18 protein-coding genes and 1 pseudogene are annotated in these 21183 nt (G+C 63.7%); all 19 read right to left on the bottom strand.

What is annotated here, in order from left to right:
• Positions 1–82: 82 nt before the first annotated feature.
• Positions 83–1267, bottom strand: coding sequence for a porin (locus tag B2U07_RS22550; protein ID WP_275547645.1), 1185 nt, complete (start codon positions 1265–1267; stop codon positions 83–85).
• Positions 1268–1588: 321 nt separating this feature from the next.
• Entirely contained in the window at positions 1589–3976 is a 2388-nt protein-coding gene (pqqF, locus tag B2U07_RS22545) for a pyrroloquinoline quinone biosynthesis protein PqqF (protein WP_275547644.1), read from the bottom strand.
• A 170-nt stretch (positions 3977–4146) separates the two neighbouring features.
• The gene (locus B2U07_RS22540; protein WP_275547643.1) at positions 4147–5700 is read right to left on the bottom strand and encodes a BCCT family transporter; all 1554 of its coding nucleotides are present in this window, start codon (positions 5698–5700) and stop codon (positions 4147–4149) included.
• Between the two features lie 304 nt (positions 5701–6004).
• The gene (locus B2U07_RS22535) at positions 6005–7267 is read right to left on the bottom strand and encodes an MFS transporter (RefSeq protein WP_296278059.1); all 1263 of its coding nucleotides are present in this window, start codon (positions 7265–7267) and stop codon (positions 6005–6007) included.
• 117 nt (positions 7268–7384) lie between these two features.
• Positions 7385–7756, bottom strand: coding sequence for an ethanolamine utilization protein EutQ (locus tag B2U07_RS22530; RefSeq protein ID WP_275547642.1), 372 nt, complete (start codon positions 7754–7756; stop codon positions 7385–7387).
• Positions 7753–9081 carry an NAD(P)/FAD-dependent oxidoreductase gene (locus B2U07_RS22525; protein ID WP_275547641.1) on the bottom strand — a complete coding sequence of 443 codons (1329 nt, stop codon included), beginning with the start codon at positions 9079–9081 and terminating at the stop codon, positions 7753–7755. The genes B2U07_RS22530 and B2U07_RS22525 overlap by 4 nt, the downstream gene beginning before the upstream one ends.
• A 10-nt stretch (positions 9082–9091) precedes the next feature.
• A complete protein-coding gene (locus B2U07_RS22520; RefSeq protein WP_296270603.1) occupies positions 9092–10345 on the bottom strand; it encodes an FAD-dependent oxidoreductase in 1254 nt (417 codons plus the stop codon).
• Positions 10334–10498 (bottom strand): annotated as a pseudogene (locus B2U07_RS22515) (rubredoxin); the annotation flags it as partial. The gene B2U07_RS22520 and the pseudogene B2U07_RS22515, both read right to left, overlap by 12 nt.
• Positions 10499–10503: 5 nt before the next feature.
• A complete protein-coding gene (locus B2U07_RS22510) occupies positions 10504–11949 on the bottom strand; it encodes an aldehyde dehydrogenase family protein (RefSeq protein ID WP_275547640.1) in 1446 nt (481 codons plus the stop codon).
• Positions 11950–11959: 10 nt separating this feature from the next.
• Positions 11960–13150, bottom strand: a complete 1191-nt coding sequence (locus tag B2U07_RS22505; RefSeq protein ID WP_275547639.1) for an aromatic ring-hydroxylating oxygenase subunit alpha — start codon at positions 13148–13150, stop codon at positions 11960–11962.
• Positions 13151–13569: 419 nt separating this feature from the next.
• Positions 13570–14496: a LysR substrate-binding domain-containing protein gene (locus tag B2U07_RS22500; protein ID WP_275547638.1), complete on the bottom strand. Its 927-nt coding sequence runs from the start codon at positions 14494–14496 to the stop codon at positions 13570–13572.
• A 483-nt stretch (positions 14497–14979) separates the two neighbouring features.
• Positions 14980–15858, bottom strand: coding sequence for a metal ABC transporter solute-binding protein, Zn/Mn family (locus tag B2U07_RS22495; protein WP_275547637.1), 879 nt, complete (start codon positions 15856–15858; stop codon positions 14980–14982).
• Positions 15855–16760: a metal ABC transporter permease gene (locus B2U07_RS22490; RefSeq protein WP_275547636.1), complete on the bottom strand. Its 906-nt coding sequence runs from the start codon at positions 16758–16760 to the stop codon at positions 15855–15857. Before B2U07_RS22490 ends, B2U07_RS22495 begins: the two co-directional genes overlap by 4 nt.
• Positions 16757–17515 (bottom strand): metal ABC transporter ATP-binding protein, encoded by a 759-nt coding sequence (locus B2U07_RS22485; protein WP_275547635.1) that lies wholly within the window; start codon positions 17513–17515, stop codon positions 16757–16759. Before B2U07_RS22485 ends, B2U07_RS22490 begins: the two co-directional genes overlap by 4 nt.
• Positions 17512–18450, bottom strand: coding sequence for a metal ABC transporter substrate-binding protein (locus tag B2U07_RS22480; protein WP_275547634.1), 939 nt, complete (start codon positions 18448–18450; stop codon positions 17512–17514). The genes B2U07_RS22485 and B2U07_RS22480 overlap by 4 nt, the downstream gene beginning before the upstream one ends.
• Positions 18451–18465: 15 nt before the next feature.
• Entirely contained in the window at positions 18466–19032 is a 567-nt protein-coding gene (locus B2U07_RS22475; protein ID WP_275547633.1) for a DUF6162 family protein, read from the bottom strand.
• On the bottom strand, positions 19029–19349 hold the full coding sequence (locus B2U07_RS22470; RefSeq protein ID WP_197859345.1) for a hypothetical protein: 321 nt from the start codon (positions 19347–19349) through the stop codon (positions 19029–19031). The genes B2U07_RS22475 and B2U07_RS22470 overlap by 4 nt, the downstream gene beginning before the upstream one ends.
• A complete protein-coding gene (locus B2U07_RS22465) occupies positions 19346–19885 on the bottom strand; it encodes a thiamine pyrophosphate-binding protein (protein ID WP_296277978.1) in 540 nt (179 codons plus the stop codon). Before B2U07_RS22465 ends, B2U07_RS22470 begins: the two co-directional genes overlap by 4 nt.
• Positions 19882–21081, bottom strand: coding sequence for a PepSY-associated TM helix domain-containing protein (locus B2U07_RS22460; protein ID WP_275547631.1), 1200 nt, complete (start codon positions 21079–21081; stop codon positions 19882–19884). The genes B2U07_RS22465 and B2U07_RS22460 overlap by 4 nt, the downstream gene beginning before the upstream one ends.
• Positions 21082–21183 lie beyond the last annotated feature (102 nt).

The raw sequence follows: 21183 nt of genomic DNA, 5'->3' as shown, positions 1-21183 counted from the left end.
GGCCTTCCGACAGGTGTCGATCAGCCGCATACGCAAAAGGCCGGGCAGAGGTCGCCCCCTGCCCGGCCCGTTTCAACACCGATTACCAGCTGAGCACGGCACCCACGGCGAAGGTGTCGGTGTCCTCGTTCAGACCGCTGCCGGCGGCGGCGTCGATCTGGTACTGGTTGTACTCGGCGACCAGCTTGAGGTTGTCGTTGATGGTGCGGAAATAGGCGATGCCGCGGGTCTCGTAGTCCGCCGCCACGCCCAGGCCGTTGCCGTCGTCCTCGGTCTTGCCGTAGGACAGCGCCACGCGGTTCTTGCCCCAGGTGTAGGAACCCTGCAGCAGGTAGCCGTCGCTGTCGATATCGCGCAGGGTCGGCTCGCCCAGGTTGTTGGTGAAGAACGGGTTGATGCCCTTGGCCTGGAAACCCGAACCGGTCAGCGACAGGCCGCCGAACTTGGCCTGCACGCCATAGCCGAGGCCCTTGGAGGTGACCTTGTCGACGGTGTCGTCGGTGTTCTCGGAGGTCTGGTAGGCACCGTTGACCCAGGTGTAGATGGTCGAACCGCCCACATCGAACTGGTAGCTGACTTCCGATTCGAAGCGCGGGTTTTCCTGGTAGGCCTTGCCGGTCGGGCTGTCGTCGTTAGTGTCGACCGGGTCCATGATGCCAACCGCAAAGCGCAGGCCTTCGGCCAGGTTGTTGTTACGGTAGGTGATCTGCGAGGTCGGGAACGGATACGGGTAGCCGGTGCCGATATTGCCGAAGGACACGCCGTTGCCGTCCACCAGGCCGAGGGTGTCGGACACGTTGCCGTACCCGGCCAGCAGCTCATCGAGGAAGATGTTGGAGCGCGAGAACAGACCGAAGTCCTTGCCCACCAGCACCTCGCCCCACTCCGGGCTGGAAACGGTGCCGTAGAACTGACGGACGTCGATGGCGGTATCGGTGCCATTGGTTTCGCTGTCATTGATGGTGACCCAGAAGGACGAGCGACCGGTCAGTTTCAGATCATCGATCTGCTTGCCGAAGTTGAAGCCGATCCAGTTGGGCAGAAAGCCCATCTTCACCCGCGACTGACGGCGGTCGAACTGCTCGCCGTCACGGTCCACGTCGCTGTTGACGTAGAAGGCGTTGATGTAGCCGTCGGTAGAGAAAGTGGTGTCGTCCTTGTCGTACAGGACGATCTCGGCGGCGGCCTGCTGCGCAGTCGCCAGGGCGACGGCGGTGGCCAGGGTCAGGGGCAGAAATCGAGTGATGGCGATCTTGTTGTTGTGCATAACGCTCTCCGCTTGAGTGGCGACCGCCAGGGCAGTCGTGTCGGAGGCGATTATCGAAAGCGAGCCAGGCAGGCCATACGCTGCCTTGGCAGCGATTCGCTGCTGCTTTGGCCGGGCGCTACCGGCCCGCTCCCGCCGGCTCGCGACCGACCTGCTACCGGTAGCGGGAGAAAGGTCGTAGTACCTGGCCAGTCCTAGGGTGTAGATGCGCCATTACGCGTCGCGCAGAAGTTGGGAAGGAGGAATGCAGGAAGACGCCATGGCGGAACGCCAGGCTGTTCCGGGCAGGATTCATGGTGATGCGTGGGAGGCAGCGCTTGCCTAGACGGGCGCCGGAGCTCCGCTGGCCAATACTCGCCAGTCGCGGGCGAGCAGCAACTGCTTATACGCGCGCAGCAGATCGCTCGCGGACAGCACCGTCAGCGCCTGCGAAACCTGCTGCGGATGCGCCTCGGGCAAGCCCGCGAGATACAGCTGCCACAGCTGCTCGGCGCGAGCCAGGTTAGACTTGGCCGGACTCAATGTCGCTTGCAACGCATCAAGGGCGCCCGACAGCGTCGCGTCATCCAGCCCTTCGAGCACCGCGCGCGGCTCATCGAGAAAGGCGTGGATATGAGCGAAGATACCGGCCGCATCGCAGACCGGCGACTGCAAGGCGAACAGCAGACCTCTGCTGCCCTGCACCTGGCGAAAACCGGCGAACAACGCATAACCCAGTTGCAGCTCACCCCGCAGCCGCTGGTAGAAGCGCCCCTGCAGCAACTGCCCGAGCAGGCGCCAGGCCGCCTCGGTAGGAGCTGCGGTGTCAGGCAGCGGGCAGAACAGCAGCAGTGCCGAATCCGCGTCGGGCTGCGGGACCTCGTGCCAGTCAATTCCTCTCCAGGCACCTGATGCTGGGGGCAAATCCGTCAGGGGGGCGACCGCCGTGCACAACTCGGCGAGGTGTGCCTGCTCTCGCTCGTCCAGGCCGACGCTCAGCCCTTGCAGCGTCGATGCTGCGGGCAGCTCGCACAGCTGAGGCAAACGCTGCAGCAGCATCCGCAATAGCATGCCCTGCGATAAGGGCTCGGCTGGCTCGCTTACCGGCGCCAACAACAACGGCAGCAGTTGCGCGCTGAAAGTCGGCAGCAGCGCCGCAGGCCCCTGCAAGGCCAGGGTCCAGCCTGAGGCATTCACGCTGAGCTGGCTGGTAATGCCAAGCCGCTCTCCACGCCAGCGCAGATCAGCGCTACGCGCCAACAGGGCGGCTTCGCTGACCGCTGCATCGAAGCTGCTGGCACAGGCGCCGCGCCAGTAAAGCGCGGCCGGACCGCCTTCGGGCTGCCCTGAGTAATGCCTCAATCCTGCCAACGGCAGAACGGCCGACGCAGAGGTGTGCTTGTCCAGCAGCGGCTCATCGCTGCACAGCTGCCATTCGCGCTCAAACAGTAGCGGCGCCTCGGCCGGCAAGGCCTGTAGTGGTAGCGCCAATCCAGTCGCGGGCCACTCTGATTGCGCACGCTGGCTGCATTGCAGCTCTATCAAACCGTCGCCTTGCGCCAACTGCCCGAGCAGCGCGGCCAGGGAGCGCAAGGTGGTGTCGTTTTCCTGCTCGGGGGCCTGCAGGTGCTGAGCCAGTGCCAGTGAGCTAAGCCCTAACAACCTCAGTGCGACCGCCTGCTGATGACCCTGCAGCCGCTGCGGCCAATGTTCATGGCCCTGCAGCTGCGCCGCCCAACTCTGCACCGCTGCACGCAAGGCCGGACCCTGCTCCGTCGTGGCGCCGGGAAAATCGAAGCGCAGCAGACACTGGCCCTGATGCCGATACAACTCCCGCACCTGCAATTGCCGACACAGCTGCCGCTCACGCAAGCCAGCCAGCAGGCCGCCAGATGCGGGGTCATGCAGGGTGTCCAACAATAACTCCAGTGGTGCCTGCAACTGGCACGCATCGATCTGAGCGGCAAAGCCCAAATGCACGGCGGGCCGATCGTGCTGCAGACTCAGGCGTGAGGCGCGCAACGGCAGCAAGTCGACCACCGCTGTGCAATCGGCCTCGATCACTGCACTCGGCCATGGCCCAAGCAGCGCCTCGGCGATATCCAGCAACTGCTCTGGCACTTGCGGCCCCACCAGGGTCAGGCACATATATCTGGCCTGGTAGTGGCGCTGGTGATACGCACGCAGCGCCTGCTGAAACCCCTCGGACTCGACAAGCAGCGTGCTGCGATCCCCCGCCAGAAAGTCACTGCAGCGATGCCCGACGGCCAGCGCCTGGCCCAGTGCGTGATTAACGAGGCTATCGGCATCCTGGCTACGCGCCAGGTATTCGGCGTGCAGCACTTCGCGCTCGCGCAACTGCGCGTCGATATCCAGCAGCGGCTGGCAGAGCATATCCAGCAGACGCGTCAGCGCCGGCTGGAGAAGCTCGGCCGGCAGTTCACAGACGAAATCGGTGTGCCGCGCCTGGGTCGAGGCATTGACCAGGCCGCCGTGGCACTGAACGAACGCCATCAGCCCCTGATCAGGCGCGTAATTGCGGCTACCGAGAAACAGCAGGTGTTCGAGAAAGTGCGCCAGGCCGGGATAGTCCGGCGGCTCGTCATGACTGCCCGCCGCCACCCGCAGGCACACCCCTACCCGCTGCGCCCAGGGCTGTTGCTGCGCGCGCAGCAGTGCGCCATTGGCCAGGCGCCGAACAGAGGCAGGAGGTGGAACGTACAAGGTCATCAAGGGTTCTCTAGGCAGCTTAGCGTCCAGCTTCGACAACGCACCTGCCTCTGACAATGCTGCTTTTGGCCGGCTAAAGCACGCCTTTGGTCGTAAAAACCGCGCATGCAGGGACACAAACGCCCCGACATCAGCCTTGCGGCCGGTGTCGGGGCGTCGCTTGGCCGAGGTCAGCTACGGCAATCCGCGATCAGCCCCTTGATCAGGCCGATCATCAGCAACAGCATCAGCGCCATGAACGGCAGGCCCATGGCCACGGCGCCGGCCTGAATGCCCTTGAGCGCAGTGTCACCGCCAATCACGAACAGTGTCACGGTCACCAGCGCGATCATCACCAGCCACAGCACGCGCTGCCCCGGCTGGGTATCGGGATCGCCACCGGCGGCGAGGTTATCGACAACCAGCGCGCCGGAGTCCACCGAGGTGACCATGAAGAACACCAGCAGAGCGACGACCAGCAGCGAGCCGATGCCGGCCAGCGGCAGCATTTCCAGGAACTGGAAGATGGCCATGTTGACATCGCTCAGGCCAGCCGCCAGAGCACCGCTGCCATCGATCACCTGGGCGATGGCGCCGCCACCGAATGCCGAGAACCACAGCAGCGTCACCACGGTCGGTACCAGCATCACCATACCGACCATCTGGCGCAAGGTGCGGCCCTTGGAAACGCGGGCGACAAAGATCCCCACCAGCGGCCCCCAGGTGCACCACCAGGCCCAGTAGAACACCGTCCAACCCTGAAACCAGTCCTGGTCAACACGATCGATCCAGTTGCTCAGCGGCAGGAACATCTGGCCGTAGTCGACCACCGTGCTCAAGGCGTTGGAGAAGAACGCCGTTGCGCCGATGCCGACCGCGACCAGCAAAAACAGCATCAGCGCCAGCAACATGTTGATGTTGCTCAGGACCTTGACCCCGGCATCCAGCCCACGCCACAACGAGAATGCAGCCAGCCCCGTGACCGCGACGATGAACATCAGCTGAAAGGCGAAGGTATTGGGCGTGCCCAGCACGTAGGCGATACCGGCCGTGGCCTGCATTGCTCCCAGGCCGAGGGAGGTGGCCAGGCCAAAGATGCTAAGCACCACGGTGAACACGTCGACCACCTGCCCCGGCAGGCCACGGTGCCCGCGCCCCAGCAGCGGCTGCAGACCGGAGCTGAGCGACAGCGGCAGCCCCTTGTTGTAGGAGAAGTATCCCACCACCAGCGCAGTGGTCAGGTAGATCGCCCAGGGGTGAAAGCCCCAGTGATACAGGGTCGCACCCATGGCCGCGTGTGCGGCCTCCGGGGTGTTGGCGGCGACATTCAGCGGTGTTTTCCACCAGGCGGTGTATTGCGCAACCGGCTCGGCCACGCCCCAGTACAGCAGGCCGACGCCCATGCCGGCAGCGAACATCATGGAGAACCACGACAGGGTGCTGAACTCGGGCTTGGCCTCACGACCACCGAGGCGCACCTTGCCCAGCGGCGAAAACGCCAGCCCGGCGCAGAACAGCACCGACAAGTTGCCCATGATGATGATGAACCAGTCGAAATTCTGCAGGATCCAGCCCTTGATGCCTTCGAGTGTCTCGCCGAAGACCGCCGGATTGCTCAACGCCAGGAGAACCAGCAGCAGGATGATGGAGAAGGAAGCGGGGAATATGACGCGATGAAAATTCAACCCGAGCACTCGGATATTGAACTCTCGACCGACTATGTCTTGCGCAACCATAGGCTTCATGCACGCACCTCGATTTTGTTCTTGTAATGGTTTCTCCGCATGCGCACCAAATCTTGCAGATGCAAATAACAGCTCGGTAGACACCGCGGGTGATTAATAGTCGATCAGGCCAGAATTCACCGACAAACCATTTAATCTGCGCGACTTATGACTTTTAATCATCAATTCAGGCAGCCCTTTCCCGCACTTCATAAAGCGCTGAAGGCCCTGTCTCACGGGCGCTGACGAGCCGCCGGCAGGCTCCTGCCGACTCGTTTCACCGACTGGGATTGGGGGGATCCGTGCGCTTATCAGCACATGCCTGTCAAAGCCTCTGCCCAGGTACCTGCTCGGCGCTGTCCTCGATGCTGACCGCCGGCTCGATGACCGCAGCCAGGGTCGTGCAGGCCAGACCGTTGGGTGTGGCCTGGTGTTGTAGTGGTGCATCGTCCTGCAGGTGTTCGCCGGTCACGCGGCCCTGGCCCACGGCGACTGCCAGTACAGCGGCACTGACGGCGAAAAACACATACAGACTGGAGGCGCCGAAATGCCCCATCAGCGCACCGGCCAGCAACGGGCCGATACAGGCGCCCACACCGAAGGTGGCGAGCAATAGCCCGGCCAGTGAAACCCGCAGTCGCGGCTCCATGTTGTCGTTGGCCAGTGCCACGCCCAACGGGTACAGGCAGAACTGCAGGAAACCGATGCAGGCGCTGAACACCAGCAGCACGCCGAACGACAGCTCCTCATAGAACGCCAGCGGTAGACAGGTCAGGATCAGCAACGCCGCAACGCCGCGAATCAGGCTGGCGCGTGGCAGGCGGTCCGACAGCCAGCCGAGTGGCAGTTGGGCGAGCAGCCCGGCAGCGATCGCCAGGGCCATGAACTGACCCACCTCGGCCGTGCCCAGGCCCTGCCGGCTGGCATAGATCGATGACAGCCCATAGAAGCCGCCATTGATCATCCCCGATATGAGCACGGTCATCAGCGATTGCGGCACGCGCTGCAGGAACAGGCGTAAGTCCACCGGTTCCGAACTCGGTATGCTGGGATGGCTACTGCGGGTCAGCGCCACCGGCACCTGGCTCAGCGCGAAGGCGATAGCCACGCCGAGCAGCGCATGCAGGCCGAGGTCGCCATCGATGCTCAGCGCCAGTTGGCCAAGCATCATGCCGACATAGGCCGCGACCATGTAAATGCCCAGCACCTTGCCGCGCTGGTCGCTCTGCGCGCAGTCGTTGAGCCAGCTCTCCACCACCATCAGCTGACACATCATGGCCATCCCGACCAGCAGGCGCAGCAACAGCCAGAGCGGCAGTGCCTCGCTGAAGGCATGGGTCAGCACCGCCGCGCAGATGATCCCGGAGCAGGCCACATAGGTGCGGATATGACCGACACGGCCGATCAGCACCTGGCCAACCTTGCCGCCGAACACCATACCCAGGGCATTGGCCGCCATCAGCGCACCGCCCCAGAACTCGGCGGCGCCGCCAGCAGTAAGGCGCAGTGCCAGGTAGGTCATCAGCAGGGTCGAGCCGAGCTGCATCAGCAGGCTGGCCAGATAGAGTGCAGCGAACGCCTGGGTCAGTCCGAGCAATTGCTCACCCCTTTTCTAGTGACAACCACCACGCCTGAGCCGGGCGCACAGCAAAGCGGGACCATCGACAACGCTCCCCTGACCAGCAGGCGGGTAAGAAACTACCTGCTAGGCCAGACCGTGCCGTTGTTTCCAGTCACCCGGATGGACCACGTAACCGAATAGCGCATGGCCGCCGTAGACCAGCTCGGTGCCCTCGGGAATCCACAGCAGCTGACCCGGCTGAACGCGATAAAGCTCGCCATTGGCCTGCAGCTCGAAGCAGCCCTCGATGACGAAAATCACCTCATCGTAGAGCAGGGTCCAGGCTACCTCGGCGCCTTCCCAGCGGGCGAAACCGATGCCGATGTTCGGCGAGATCTCGTTGCTGATCGCCCGCGCCACGAAGGCGGCGCCGGGCGGCCCGCCACGCGGGACGAACTCCAGATCATGGTGGTCGACCAGAAGCACCGGGCCTTTGCCGGAAACGACCTGGCTCATAGCTCGCTCCGACTGTTCCAGGCCGCCAGGCGAATGCGCGAGCGCACGCCCAGGCCGAGGAAAGGCTCGGGCGGGTTGAGCGACGGCATGCCGGTGACTGCGCGGATATCGCGCAACTGCGCCGAATCGCTGCCGACCGCCAGATCCGCCAGCAGCGTGCCGGAAATGGTGCCCCATGCCGCGCCGACGCCGTTGTCGCAGGCCGAGGCGAACACCCCTGGCTCAAGTTCACCGAAGAAGTTGGTGAAGTTGCGCGAGATCGCATAAACCCCACCCCAGGAGTGGCTGAACGGCACATCGGCCAACTGCGGAAAGCGCGCCAGGAAGGCCTTGCGATGGTCGGCACGTACCGATTCGCGCATCGCGGCGCTGGTGCTCTTGCCGTACCTGGGCACGTGCTTGTAGGTGTTGCGGATGATCAGGCGGCGATCCTGAGTCATGCGTACCGTGGTGCCAGCATGATCGGCCGGGGTCAGCCCCCAGTCGAGCTGACCGCCATAGGCCGCCAGCTCGCCATCGTTCAGCGGACGCGTCCAGCTGGCGAAGGTCATCACTGGCAGCAGGCGGTTACGCAGGTAACCGAACTCCTGGGTGAAAATACTGGTGCCGAGCAGCAACTTCTCGGTGCGAATCGAACCTTGGCTGGCCTGCAGCAACCAGCCGCCCCGCCCGTCACGCTGCAGGCGGGTAATAGGCGACTCTTCCAACAGCTCGACGTTGTTCGGCAGTGAGCGCGCCAGACCGGCGACCAACGCCGCCGGCTGCATCAGGTAACAACCCGGGGTGAAAATCGCGCGGCTGTAATAGGCATTGCCCAGCACCTGGGCCAGCTCATCACGTTCGACCAGGCGGAAGGGCTCGCCAAGGTGCTTCAGCAGTTGCTCGAAGTGCTGCAGATACGCAAGGCCACGCGGGCCCACAGCGCCCTGATACTTGCCGGCATGGGACCACTGGCAGTCGATCCCGTGACGCTCGATCAGCCCCTGCAACTGCGTGATAGCAGTGCGGTTGAGCGACAGCAGACGCTGCTTGTGGGCCGGATCGGGATGTTCCAGGGCGAACTTGTGCGGCAGGTCGATGACGAAGCCGGAGTTGCGCCCGGAAGCGCCCTGGCCGACACGCTGGGCGTCGACCAGGATGATGCGTTTGTCCGGCAGCAGCTCGCCGAGACGTCGTGCAGCAGCCAGGCCGGCGAAACCGGCGCCGATCACTGTGTAGTCGGCATGTTGCTCGCCTTGCAGGCGCTTGCACGCGGGTTGTTGCGGCAGCGCGGCGTACCAGCCGCAGCTGCTGTCATCATGGGGCAGATTGATTTGCTTGCTCATGCGCGTGCCCTCAGGCCACTGATCGTCGTGCGTTCTGGCAGCTTTGCAGCCAGCTGTTGCGCTGGGTCTGCGCCTGTCGTCCGAGCAGGACGAAGCCGCACGCCAGCCCCTGGGCATCGTAGAACCCCGCGCTAAGGCCATCAGCGCTCGCTGTGCAGCGCCACTCTCCGGCGGTGCCAGGTGCCGGCGCCAGCAGGCACAGCGGCGCGGCTGGGGTTTTCACCGTCACCGGCATCAGCGGATAGCTAACCGCCGTCGGCTGGCCGAGCAGGGTCTTGCTCAGCGCGGCGATGCCCTGGTTGATCGGCGCCAGATAAGGCAGCAGTTGTCCCTCGACTTCGATGCAGTCACCCAAGGCATAAATGCCCGGTTGCGAACTCTGCAGTTGAGCATCGACCTGAATCCCGCGTCCCACGGCCAGCCCGGCACCTTTGGCCAGGCCCAGATTGGGTTGCAGGCCAACGGCCGAGAGCAGCAGATCGGCCTCCAGGCTATCGCCATTGGCCAGCGTCAGGCGATAGCCCTGCTCCAGCGCGTCGACACGGCGCACGGTGTTCTGCAGGTGCCAGCTGACGCCCAACTCGGCCAGTGCGTTCTGCAGGTGTTGCCCGGCCTCGGCCGGCAGCAGGCGCTCCATCGGCCACTTACCGAGGCCGATGACGCTGACCTGAAAACCATTGGCCGCCAGGTCGTTGGCGAACTCGCAACCGATCAGGCCATCGCCGAGAATCGCCACACGCCGCACGCCGATCAGGCGCTCGCGGAAGCTGCGGTAGTCATGCAGGTTGTTGACACTGATCAGCGCGTCGCCGGGCCCTTCGATGGGCAGGCGGATCGGCGCAGCGCCGCTGGCCAACACCAGTTGGCCGTACTCCATCTCACCGATATTGGTGTGCAGGCGCCGCGCCGTGGTATCGATGTGCTCGACCGTGCAGTGCGGGTAGACGCGAATCTTCAGGCGCTTCTCGATGGCCAGCGCCGACTCACTGGCCAACGCGTCGGCGCTCTTGCCCTGAGCCAGGCCGATGGACAGCGCCGGCTTGGAGTAGAGGTGGCCGGAGTCCTGCGTCAGCACACGGATTTCCACCTCGGCATCAGCGCGGCGCAGGGCCTGGGCTAGGCCATAACCGGCATAGCCGCTGCCGATGATGACGATTGGCTGACGCACCTCGGCCGCCACGGCCTGCAATGGTTGCGGCGGTACCGGCAGCGGCGTGCTGAGCGGCGCCGCCGCGCCGGCGACTACCGGACTGATGTCGAGCATCTCGAAATCGTCCTTGCCGACTTTGCACTCCGGGCACTTCCAGTCCGCCGGCACGTCTTCCCAACGGGTGCCGGCGACGATACCGTCGTCCGGCCAGCCCAGGGCCTCGTCATAGATGAGGCCGCAGACCACACACAACCAGGTCTTGAACATGTCGCTCACTCCCCCGCCACGCGAATGGCTACGTTCTTGGTGCGCACGTAGCTGTACAGGGCTTCCTGGCCCTTCTCACGACCGAAGCCAGACAGGCCAACACCGCCGAACGGCGTTTCGATGCCACCGGCATACCATTCGTTGACGAATACCTGGCCAGCGCGCAGGCGCCGCACGCAGCGCATGGCGCGGCTGATGTCCTGGGTGAAGACGCCGGCGACCAGGCCGAAATCGGTGCCATTGGCGATCTCGATGGCCTGCTCTTCGCTGTCGAAGGGGATGATCGCCAGCACTGGGCCGAACACCTCTTCCTGGGCGATGCACATGTCCGCGCGCACATCGCGGAACACCGTCGGACGCATGAAGTGCCCGGCCAGCTCGCTGTGAGCCTCGCCACCGGTGGCCACTACCGCGCCCTCATCGACTGCGCGCCGACACAGGGTTTCGATGCTGGCCAGTTGTCCTGCGCTGACCACCGGGGTGAGGTCCGGGTTGTCCTGGCCGAGACCGACGCTGAGCCCTTCGGCCAGCTCGACCACCGCATGGACGATGTCCTCGTAGATCTCGCGCTGCACCAGCAGACGCGACATGGCCGAGCAGACCTGCCCGGCATTGAAGAAGATGCCGCTCTTGACGCTCGCCAGAAGCTGCTTACGGTCAACGTCGGCGAAGGCGATGGCGGCCGACTTGCCGCCCAACTCCATGACGCTGGGAATGGCGTTGGCCGCGGCATCTCGGAGAATCGATTGGCCGGTCGGCACCGAGCCGGTGAAGACGATCTGGTCGACCTTGGCGCTGTTCACCAGATGCGCCCCGACCTCGCGACCGCGGCCACAGATCAGGTTGATCGCGCCTTGCGGCAATCCGGCCTTGACGATGGCGCGCACCAGCACGCACATGCCCAGCGGCGACAGCTCCGGCGACTTGATCACCACCGCGTTACCGGCCGCCAGCGCCGGCGCCAGGGAGCGGGCGCAGATGGACACCGGGAAATTCCACGGCACGATCTGCGCCGACACGCCCATGGGGTCGTAGACGGTGAAGTCCATGTAGCCGTCGCCCAGCGGAATCGAGGTGCCCTCGATCTTGTCCGCCATGCCGGCGTAGTACTCGAAGTAGCGCGCGGCCTCGATGAATTCGTCGCGGGCATCGTTGATGCTCTTGCCATTCTCCTGGCACAGCACCCAGGCGCCCTCGTCTGCCACCGCGCGGATTTCCTCGGCGATACGTAGCAACCAGCCGACCCGTTGCGCCGGACGGGCACGGGTCAGTTCACCGCTGTCGGCGCAGCGACGCGCCGCCTGCAGCGCGCGCTCGGCATCCTCGACGGTGGCCTGGGCGATGGTCGCCAGCGGCTCGGCGGTACCGGGGTTGTTCACGCTCAGGCGCTGGACGCTGTCGACCCAGGCACCGTCGATGTAGTTGAGCCAGTGAGAAGCAATCGGATACATGACGACCTCCTCAGGCGTTCTGCGCGATGGCCAGCAACTTACGCGCGGCCCACTGGTGGAAGTAGTGTGTCGGGACATCCATCTCCGGGGAGAACGCGCCGCCGCCGTAGCCCGGCGAATGACGGCCCTTCTGCATGCCTTCGACCGAGGCGATGTCTTCGGCGAACACCACCTTCCATGACTCCAGAATGGCGTTGCGGCAGGCGGCGTACTCGTCGCCCAGCGCCTCGTCGCCGACATAGAACAGGCGCAGGTGCTCCAGGGTGCGCCCCGGCGCGACCGGCTCCAGCTGCATGGCGAAGGCGTGGTCGGCCTGGATGCCCAGCAGCACGTTGGGGAAGAAGGCCACGTATTCGGCGTTGCGCAGACGATCCTGCGGCCAGCTGGGGAACTGCGGCATGTGCGTGCCGGCAACATCGGAGAGGTTGTAGGCGTAGCTGCCCTGGCCGGCGAACTGACCGTCGAAGAGGATGTTGTAGTGATCTTCGAGGCGCGAGTAGGTGTTCAGGCTCGGGTGCACCCACGGCAGGTGGTACGCCTCGCAGTAGTTCTCCACGGCCAGCTTCCAGTTGCAGGCGATGTCCAGAGTGGTGGAATCCATGTTGGCGCGGCGGCGCAACAACCCCATGCCATCCTCACCAAGGAACTGGCTCCAACGCGCGGTCAGCGGCGCCAGCATTTCTTCCAGTGGCTGCGCGTCGCCGGACAGATTGATGAACACCATGTCCATCCAGATTGCGCTACGGATGGCCTTGAGGCCGTGTTTCTCGCAGGCGAAACGCTCGTCCTTGTGCTTGTCGATGCCGCCGACGTGCGGCGTGCCCTTGAGGCCGCCGTTGAGGTCGTAGGTCCAGGAGTGGTAGGGGCAGCGAATCACACCCTGCACGGTGCCGGCCTCGTCCACCAACTTCATGCCACGGTGGCTGCAGACGTTGTGGAAGACCTGCACCAGGCCTTCACGGTTGCGCATCAGCAGCAGCGGCAGGCCCATGAAGTCGACCGGCTTGACCGAGCCATTCTGGGTCAGGTCGCTGGCGAAACCGACACAGGCCCAGGTCTTGCCCATGATCTGATCGCGCTCGAGCTCGAACAACTTCTGATCGGTATAGAACTCGTTGGACAGGCCAGTGGCTTGGTGGATCGGAGCGAGTACGGTTTCCAGCTGGTGCACTGGGATTTGCTGAGTAGTGGATTGAGTCATTGTTGTTATCCCCTGCAAGGCACGGTGGTGGTGATCTCGGCAAGCGTTTGAACGCTGCTCGTTGGTCACCAGTGTCGAAAAGCAGGGGATTATTCGACAAACGATTTTTTGCACTGATATTTATGATAAAAAATCATAAATATAGGAAAGGTTGAGTTGAATAAACCCAGTAAATCCAAGGGGCTGATGTATGTCGTTAACTCATCGGCTCATGACGAGAAATGGTTTGTCCGGCGTGCCGCCGGTGCCATCTTGCCGCCACTGCGCAACGTTCTGCAGGCACTTGCCAACCCGGCAAGAGCTGCCTGCTGCGCAGCGGTTCTACGCCAACAGCCACGAAACCGCCCTTCTCACTGATCGCCCACGCTGCGGGCAACGTAACGAGCTGCCTCAGGCCAAAAATCTGCGGCAGCCTCGTTTCAACTCGCCTGAACCTCATCACTGGGCGCGTTGGCAACCTGCTCCATCAACCAGCTGCGAAAGCGTTGCACGCTCTGCCGACTGCTGCGGCCCAATGGTTCGAGCAGGCAGAACTGCGCATCGGTGTGCAGCGTGACATCGATGGGCCTCACCAGTGCACCGGTCTGCAGATGGTTGTCCACCAGGTTCGACCATGCCAGCGCGATGCCCTGCCCGCTTAGCGCCGACTGGATGAGCATCGAATAGCTGTTTATGTTGATCCGGTGCCGTGGCTCGCACGCCTTGTAGCCCAGACGCTGGAACCATTCCGGCCAGCTGATCCAGTCGCGCTGCGGGTCTTCCAGCCACAGCCAGGTGCCGGTAGCCAACTGCCTCGGCTCGCAGAAATCCGGGTGTTTGGCCAGATATCCCGGGCTGCATACGGGGAAAACCTCTTCGGCGAACAGCGGCGTCGCCTGCATGTTCTTCGGTGACGTGCGGCAGTAGTACAACGCCAGATCGCAATCCAGGCGGGAGAAATCCTTGACGTGGTCGTAGGCGATGATGCGCAGGTCCACTTCTTCGTTGTCACGCTGAAACTCGGCGACCCGCGGCAGCAACCAGAGCGATGCCATGGCAGTGCTGGTCACCACCGTGACCTGCTGCGCACCGCGCCAGTGGCGGATCTCACCGGTGGCATGGGCCAGCTGCAGCAAGGCTTCACGCACCGTGTCGTAGTAGTGGCTGCCGGTGGGGCTGAGGTTGATCTCGCGGGTGGTGCGTTCGAACAGGGTTTTGCCGAGATAGTCCTCGAGCAGGCGCACCTGTCGGCTGATCGCACCCTGGGTGACGTTCAATTCCTTGGCCGCGAGAGTGAAACTCAGGTTTCGTGCGGCCGACTCGAACGCCACCAGGCTGTTGAGCGGAGGCAGAGGTTGAATCTTCATGCAGGCAATTCACGCAGGTGTTGTTGTTATTTGACCGCTGTCTGGAGCGCGGCTCGTCCTACAGCATGCAGCTTGTAGCCTCAAATCGATACGCCTCGCAGGTGAAAAGTCACAACTGCCTAAGATCGGCAGGGGTCTGCGAGTGATTCTAGTAGAACGACGTCAGCTCAGACTCTCTTGCCCGCGCGCCCGCGAAAACAGATCGCAACGCGCCATCCCTAGGCCGACGAAGCCGAACCGTTCGGGGTCGCTGCGGCGCCTCGGCTATCGGAACGGGTGGAAAACAAGGAAACGGAGGTGAGCCAGAAGCCCTCTGCCTGGACTTCGGTGCTTGCATCCAAGCGACAAGCGGCCCTTCACAGACGCCTGCTGCGTAGGTGCAGCAAATGCTGCATCGCGGCGCCACGCGAGACAGCCAGGCAACCTTCGGGCTGGGAGCTGAAAATCGCCTGCTCAGGTTACCCGCGCCGGGTGCTGCCAGGGCTAGTCAGTGTCCTGGGCTGCGGAAAGGCCATCGATGACTTGCTCGGTCAGAGCGACGAGACCGTTCACCGGGTCGCCAGCCGAATCTTCGAGCACCAGCAGCCTCGCGCCGGCGTCCTTTACCGCTGCAGTCACAGTCTCGTCGACAGCCCGCTCACTCAACACCAGGCGCACGTCATTGTCCTCGATCACCGACTTGAATGCCTCGACCGCAGGGTCGGTCGACAACTCGATCACGTCGAGGTTGAGGCTGCTCGTCAGATAGTCGAAGCCCGGCGACAGGCTGGCCACGCTGAGGTTATCCAGCTCGGCCAGACGGCTTTCACTGGTAGCGCTCAGCGTCAGCAGACGCTGCTTGATATCCGCCAGGTTGCTCGCTATCTGCGCCGCATCGTCGGGGCTCAGGCGCGCCAGGTCCGCGGCCATCACGTCGGCCATGCGGCCGAGGTTGTTGATGCTCAGCCAGGGCTGCTGTGCCAGCACATCACCACCCTCCGAGCGCAGTGCGATGCCGGGTAAGGCGCCGTCCACGGGACGCGCGGCATCCACTTCGACGATGCGGATGTTGCTGCGCCGCGCCATGGGATACAGCGGATCGTCCGGCCACAGCGAACGCAGTGCGATCACCGCATCGGCTGAGCTCGCCGCCTTTTCCAGCGCGCCGGCGCCGCGCCCGCTGAAATAGGAGATCTGGCGGCTGGCCGGCAAGTTGGCTGGGGTGGCGCGGACGACCTGAACCTCGGTGCCCTGTAGCAGCGCCGAGCCGAGGCCATGGGTCACCGGCAGGCTGGTCAGCACGCGCATCGCGTCGGCGAGCGCCAGTGGGGCAAGGAGCATGCTGCCGACAACAACAGCGAGGTTGAGCAGTTTCTTGTTCATCCGAGGTTCCCTTTGAGGCCGGGCAGCAGGCCACGGGCAATGGCGGCGCCAGCGAAGACGATGCCGGCCATGATGATGATGGAGGCACCGGACGGCACCGGCAGCTCCAGGGCGATGGGCAGGAAGATACCGACCAGCGTACAGAAGGTGGCGATTACCACCGACAGCCAGAAGAAGCCCTTCAGCGACTGGCTGAGCAGGCGCGCGGCGGCGGCCGGGATGACCAGCAACGCGCCGACCAGGATGGCGCCGATGACCTTGACCGCCGCCACGGTGACCAGCGCCACCAGCATGACGAACAGGTAATCCAAAGGCTTCACCGCCACCCCGCGTACAGCGGCCAACTGCGGGTTGAAGCTGGTCAGCATGAGGCGGTTGTACAGCGGCACGGTCAGGGCCATGACCAGCAGCGAGACCATCGACAGCACGCCAAGGTCCTGAGCGTTGACCGTGAGCACCGAGCCGAACAGCACGTTCTCCAGAATATGGATATTGATGCGCCCTGCTAGCAACAGCAGCAGGCTGGCGCCAATCGCCAACGATACCGAGAGGAACACGCCGATCAGCGTATCCGGCGACAGACCGGTGCGATTGCGCAGGTAGTTGAGTAGCAGGCCGAACAACAGGCAGTAGCCGAACAGGCTGCCGTAGGGGCCGGTGTAGGGCTCACCGAGCAGAATGCCGATGGCGACGCCTGTCAGCGCCGCGTGGCCAACGGCCTCGGAGAAGAAGGCAAAACGCTTGACCACCACCAGCGTGCCCAGGCCACCGAGCACCGGGCCGATCAGCAGCCCGGCGAACAGCGCATTGATGACGAAACCATAGGCCAGTGCCTCCGGCAGATAGCCGGCGCCGGCCCATCCCTGGATCAGCAAGCGCAGCTGTTCGAAGAAGGCGCTCATGCCACACCCTCCCCGCCAGCCTGGGGATGGCTGGAGAACAACTGCAGCAGGCGCTCCGGGTTCAGCGCACGTTGCGGCACGTCATCGAACAGCACGCGGCGGTTCAGGCCCGTGACGCGATCGGCCAGGCGCCCGACCGCACCCAGATCATGCTCGACCCAAAGCACGGTCACGCCAGCCTGGCGCCAGTCCTTCAACAATGTCTCGAACACCCGCATGCCCGGCTCGTCCAGAGCAGCCATGGGCTCGTCGAGGATCAACAACTGTGCAGCCGGCACCAACCCCTGAGCCAGAAGAACGCGTTGGCGCTCCCCTCCGGACAGCGCACCCATGCGCCGCTTGCGCTTGTCGAGCATGCCGACACGCGCCAGGGCGTCGTCGATAGCCGGGGCATGACGCCTCGACAGGCCGAGAAAAGCCGGGCGAACCTGGCACATGGCGGCCATGAAATCGTCCACCGTCATCGGCAGGCCGCGGTCGAACTCCAGCGCCTGCGGTACATAACCGATGACACCGGGCGCATCCGGCCAGCTCAGGCTCAGCTCGCCACGGTGCGGCATTTGCCCGAGCAGGGTCTTGATCAGCGAACTCTTACCACCACCGTTGGGGCCGACCAGGGCATGCACACTGCCGGCTTTCACCTGAAACGATATCCGCTCGAGGATGGGGGTACGACCAAGCTCGAGGCTGACTTCGGCAAAATCGATCGAGGGCCCGGTAATCGTCGCAGTCGGCAAGGTTTCGACCGCCGTCATGCGCCGTTCTCCTGAATCGCACGTACCACGGTATCGAGGTTGCGGGTCATCTCCTCTTCGTATTTGCCCGCGCTGTATTCGCCGTAGGAGATGTGCGTGAGCGGATACAGATGCACGCCGGATTCACGCTGAATGGTCTCGACGTAAGTGGAGGGGAAGTCCATCTCCGAGAAGATCACCTGCACGTCCAGATCCCGCAGCTGGTCGATGGTCTTCTTCAACTGGCTGGGGCTGGGTTCGATGCCATGCGCCGGCTCGACCACGGCGGTCACCTCCAGACCGAACTCACGCAGCAGATAGTCGTAGGCGCCATGAATGGTCGCCACACGCAACTCGGCACCGTGCTCCTGGCTCAGGCGTCCGAGCGCCTCGGCACGCAGCGCGCGCAGGCGCTTGCCATAGGCGCGGGCATTCTGGCGGTAAGCCTTGGCGTTATCCGGGTCGAGCTTGCCCAGCTCCCTGGCGATGGTGTTGATCTGGGCGATCGACGCACTGATCGAGAGGAAGGTGTGCGGGTTGACCACCTTGCCCGCGCCGCGTGCAGCCTGGCCGGTCGCTGCCAGCAGAGGCACGCCGGCATTGGCCTCGATCAACGGCAGCTGCGGCTTCTCGCTGGCCTCGATCATGCGCTCGGCGAAGTCGTCGTGGCCTACGCCGTTGAGCACGACCACATCCAGGTTGCCGATGCGCTTGATATCTTCGGCACGCGGTTCATAGGCATGTGGATTGAAGCCGGCGGGAATCATCGGCACCACCTCGGCCTTGTCGCCGACGATGTTGCTGACGTAGCTGTAGTAAGGGTGCAGGGTAATGCCGATGCGTAAACGCTGGCCATCGGCGGCGCTGGCCAGTGCCGGCAACAGTGCGGCACTGAGACAAACGAGGAAAGCCGTCAGCATTCGGCGGTGCAGGGTGAAACGAGCGTGAGTCGACATGGGTAAATCCGGAAATCAGTGGCGGTGTTGGCGGGTAACGCCGGCGTCGAATTCGCTGAACACCTGGCGCCAGCCAGCAGCGCTCAGCGCCTGTTCATGCAGATCATGCGGGGCGTCGTCCAGAGGCGAGCGATTGAGCCAGACGCTGGCATCCTCGCCATCGAGGCGCAGCAGGAACGAACCCGCCGTGTCCTCGGCGTTGCTGCGACCGAAATAGGCAGCGTGGGTATCGCCATGCAGCAGTTGCCAGGCGTGGGCGCCGCGGTTGACGGCGCTGGCATCGCTGATGAACGGAGGGAATCCCTCCTCGGCCAGTTGCTCTGGCGTGGGCAGGTGCTGCTCATCCTCCTGATACAGGCGAATTTCGTCGAGGGCGACCAGCAGGTCGGTGTGAATCCCCTGCTCGGCGGCGCGCAGGTCACGCCGCGCATCGAACTGGTCGGAGGTCACGGCGACGCTTTGCTGCGGCTGCGCCCGCGACATGACAATTAACCCGGCCAACAGCACGATGGCCAGCGCCAGTAGGCACACATGCAGCGTTTCATGCCCTGCGCCGGCGGGGCGTATCACCTGGACACTCATGGCGCCTCGATGTCCATATGGTCGATCTCCACGACATGGCCGGGACCGGCGTCGAACAGGACATAGAATTCACCCTCGGGGCGCTTGAAGCTCAGGCTGGAGTCGCCGTCGAGCTTGCCGGCAACGAGAATTTCCTCGTCGTAGCTGATCACGTCCAGCGTCACGCCTGGGGCACCACTGCCGTCGGAGAAACCGCCAACGCAGACGATCTCCTCATCACCCTGCGGTTCGCACTGGCAGACCGGGTTGTGCGCCAGAGCCAACGAGCAGAACACGCTGGTCGTTGCCAGCAGCAGCGAACGGTAGAGATTTTTCATGGTTTGCCTCCTCGTTGATTCAGCCAGGCCTGAGTGGCAGGCGATGCCTGCGCCAGCGGTATGGATGCCTGATGCAGGGAACCGTCCCAACCTTCCATAGTGATCCACAGTTCGGCACCGGCCCTGGTCCGCGGCGGGATGGGTAGGCTGGCGCCCATACGATACGGGCTGCCGAAGAAGATCGCGCCGGCTGCACGCAGGCTGCGGGGCTTGCCGATACGCAGGTAGGTGGCCTTGACCTGATCGATGCACGTCGCGCACAACGCGGCATTGAAACTCTTCATGTAACCAGCCGGCCCTTCGAGCCTCGGACCTTCTTCGCGCAGTTCGGCCAGGCGCAGGCTCCACGGGCCGACCTGCACCTCGCCGATCTCACGCTCGCCCAGGCCACTCTCGCCTCGGAACAGGGAAACGTCTTTGAAATACTTGGGCATGAACGCCAGCGGGATGATCACCAGCAGGATATTCACGTGGAAACGCCACTTGTGCCACAGGCGTCCCAGGGGGGTGGATGGCATTGCTACAGCCTTGCTCATGACTGGCCCTCCGAGGCTTCGCCGATAACAATGGGCGCCGTGCGCTGACGTTCGGCGCGCGGTTTGCGCTTGGCCAGCGCGGCGGTAGCCTGGACGGTACGCTTGCTCCAGATCAACAGGCCGCTGAGCACCATCATGCTCAGCAACAGCCCGAACAAGAACCACACCAACTTGAGCCAGAGGCCGCCGAAATCACCGGTGTGCAAAGGACGCATCGACTCGGTGACGAACTCCAGGGCTGAACGGTCCGACAGCAGGCGGGTCTGGTCGACGTTGCCGGTATAGGGATTGACCGCAGCCGACTGGAACATCAATGGATACCAGCCACGGCCACCGACGAAAATATGGCTGTAGGCATTGCCCGGCAGGCTGACGAAACTCGCCTCCAGGCCGGGAATGCGCTGTGCAGCAGTATCGACGGCACGATCGATATCGATGCGCGACACGCTGCCGCCAGGCTCGACCACTGGCACTTCCTCACGCGCCACCACCGGCGGTATGCCTTCGGTGGAAATGGAAATGTGGTTATCGAACAGCAGCGCCTGGATCAGAAACCACACGCCGGTGATGGAGATGACGGCGATGAACCAGATCGACCAGATGCCGGACAGGCGATGAAAATCCCCCCAGAAGATGCGTGCGCCCTGGTTGAAACGCAGCGTTGGCTTGAAGAAACCCTTCCAGAATTTCTTGTAGACCACCAGCCCGGTCACCAGGGACGCCAGCATCGGCAGGCCCATCAGCGACACCAGATACCAGCCCCAACTAAAACCATTGGTAAAGGGCACCAGCCACCAGCCATGCAGGGCACGGGTGAACTGGCGGAAGTCGAACTGCGGGCTGATGCCCTGGATAGCTCCCGTATAGGGATTGACGTAGAGCGTGGGTGACGTGCCATCCGGATAGCTGACCCGCGCAGTGAGGGCAAAGTGATCCTCCTGCGGGCGACTGATCGACTGCACGAAAAGTTGCGGTTCGGCACGGCTGATGGCCTGCAGCACCTGGCCGTAGCTCAGACGCTCGGCATCATCCGCCGGCTTACTGGCGCGTACATCCGGGTTTGCCAGCCAGACGATCTCCTGACTGACCGTGGCCAGGGTGCCAGTGACGCAAATGATCAGCAGGAAAAACCAGACCGGCAGCGCCAGCCAGCTATGGACAAGAAACCAGATTCTGGAACGGGACTTCTTTGACATCGGTAAACCAAGAGTGAAGCCATGCTGTTGATGGCAGGTTTCATGAAGGGAAACGCGTATTTATAACTGTATGACGAATGAGATGGGAAAAACCTGCAGGTG

Source organism: Pseudomonas sp. UBA7530 (assembly GCF_002479365.1).
Lineage (GTDB): Bacteria > Pseudomonadota > Gammaproteobacteria > Pseudomonadales > Pseudomonadaceae > Aquipseudomonas.
The sequence above is the reverse complement of the archived record's forward strand: the minus strand, read 5'-3'. Positions and strand labels throughout refer to the sequence as shown.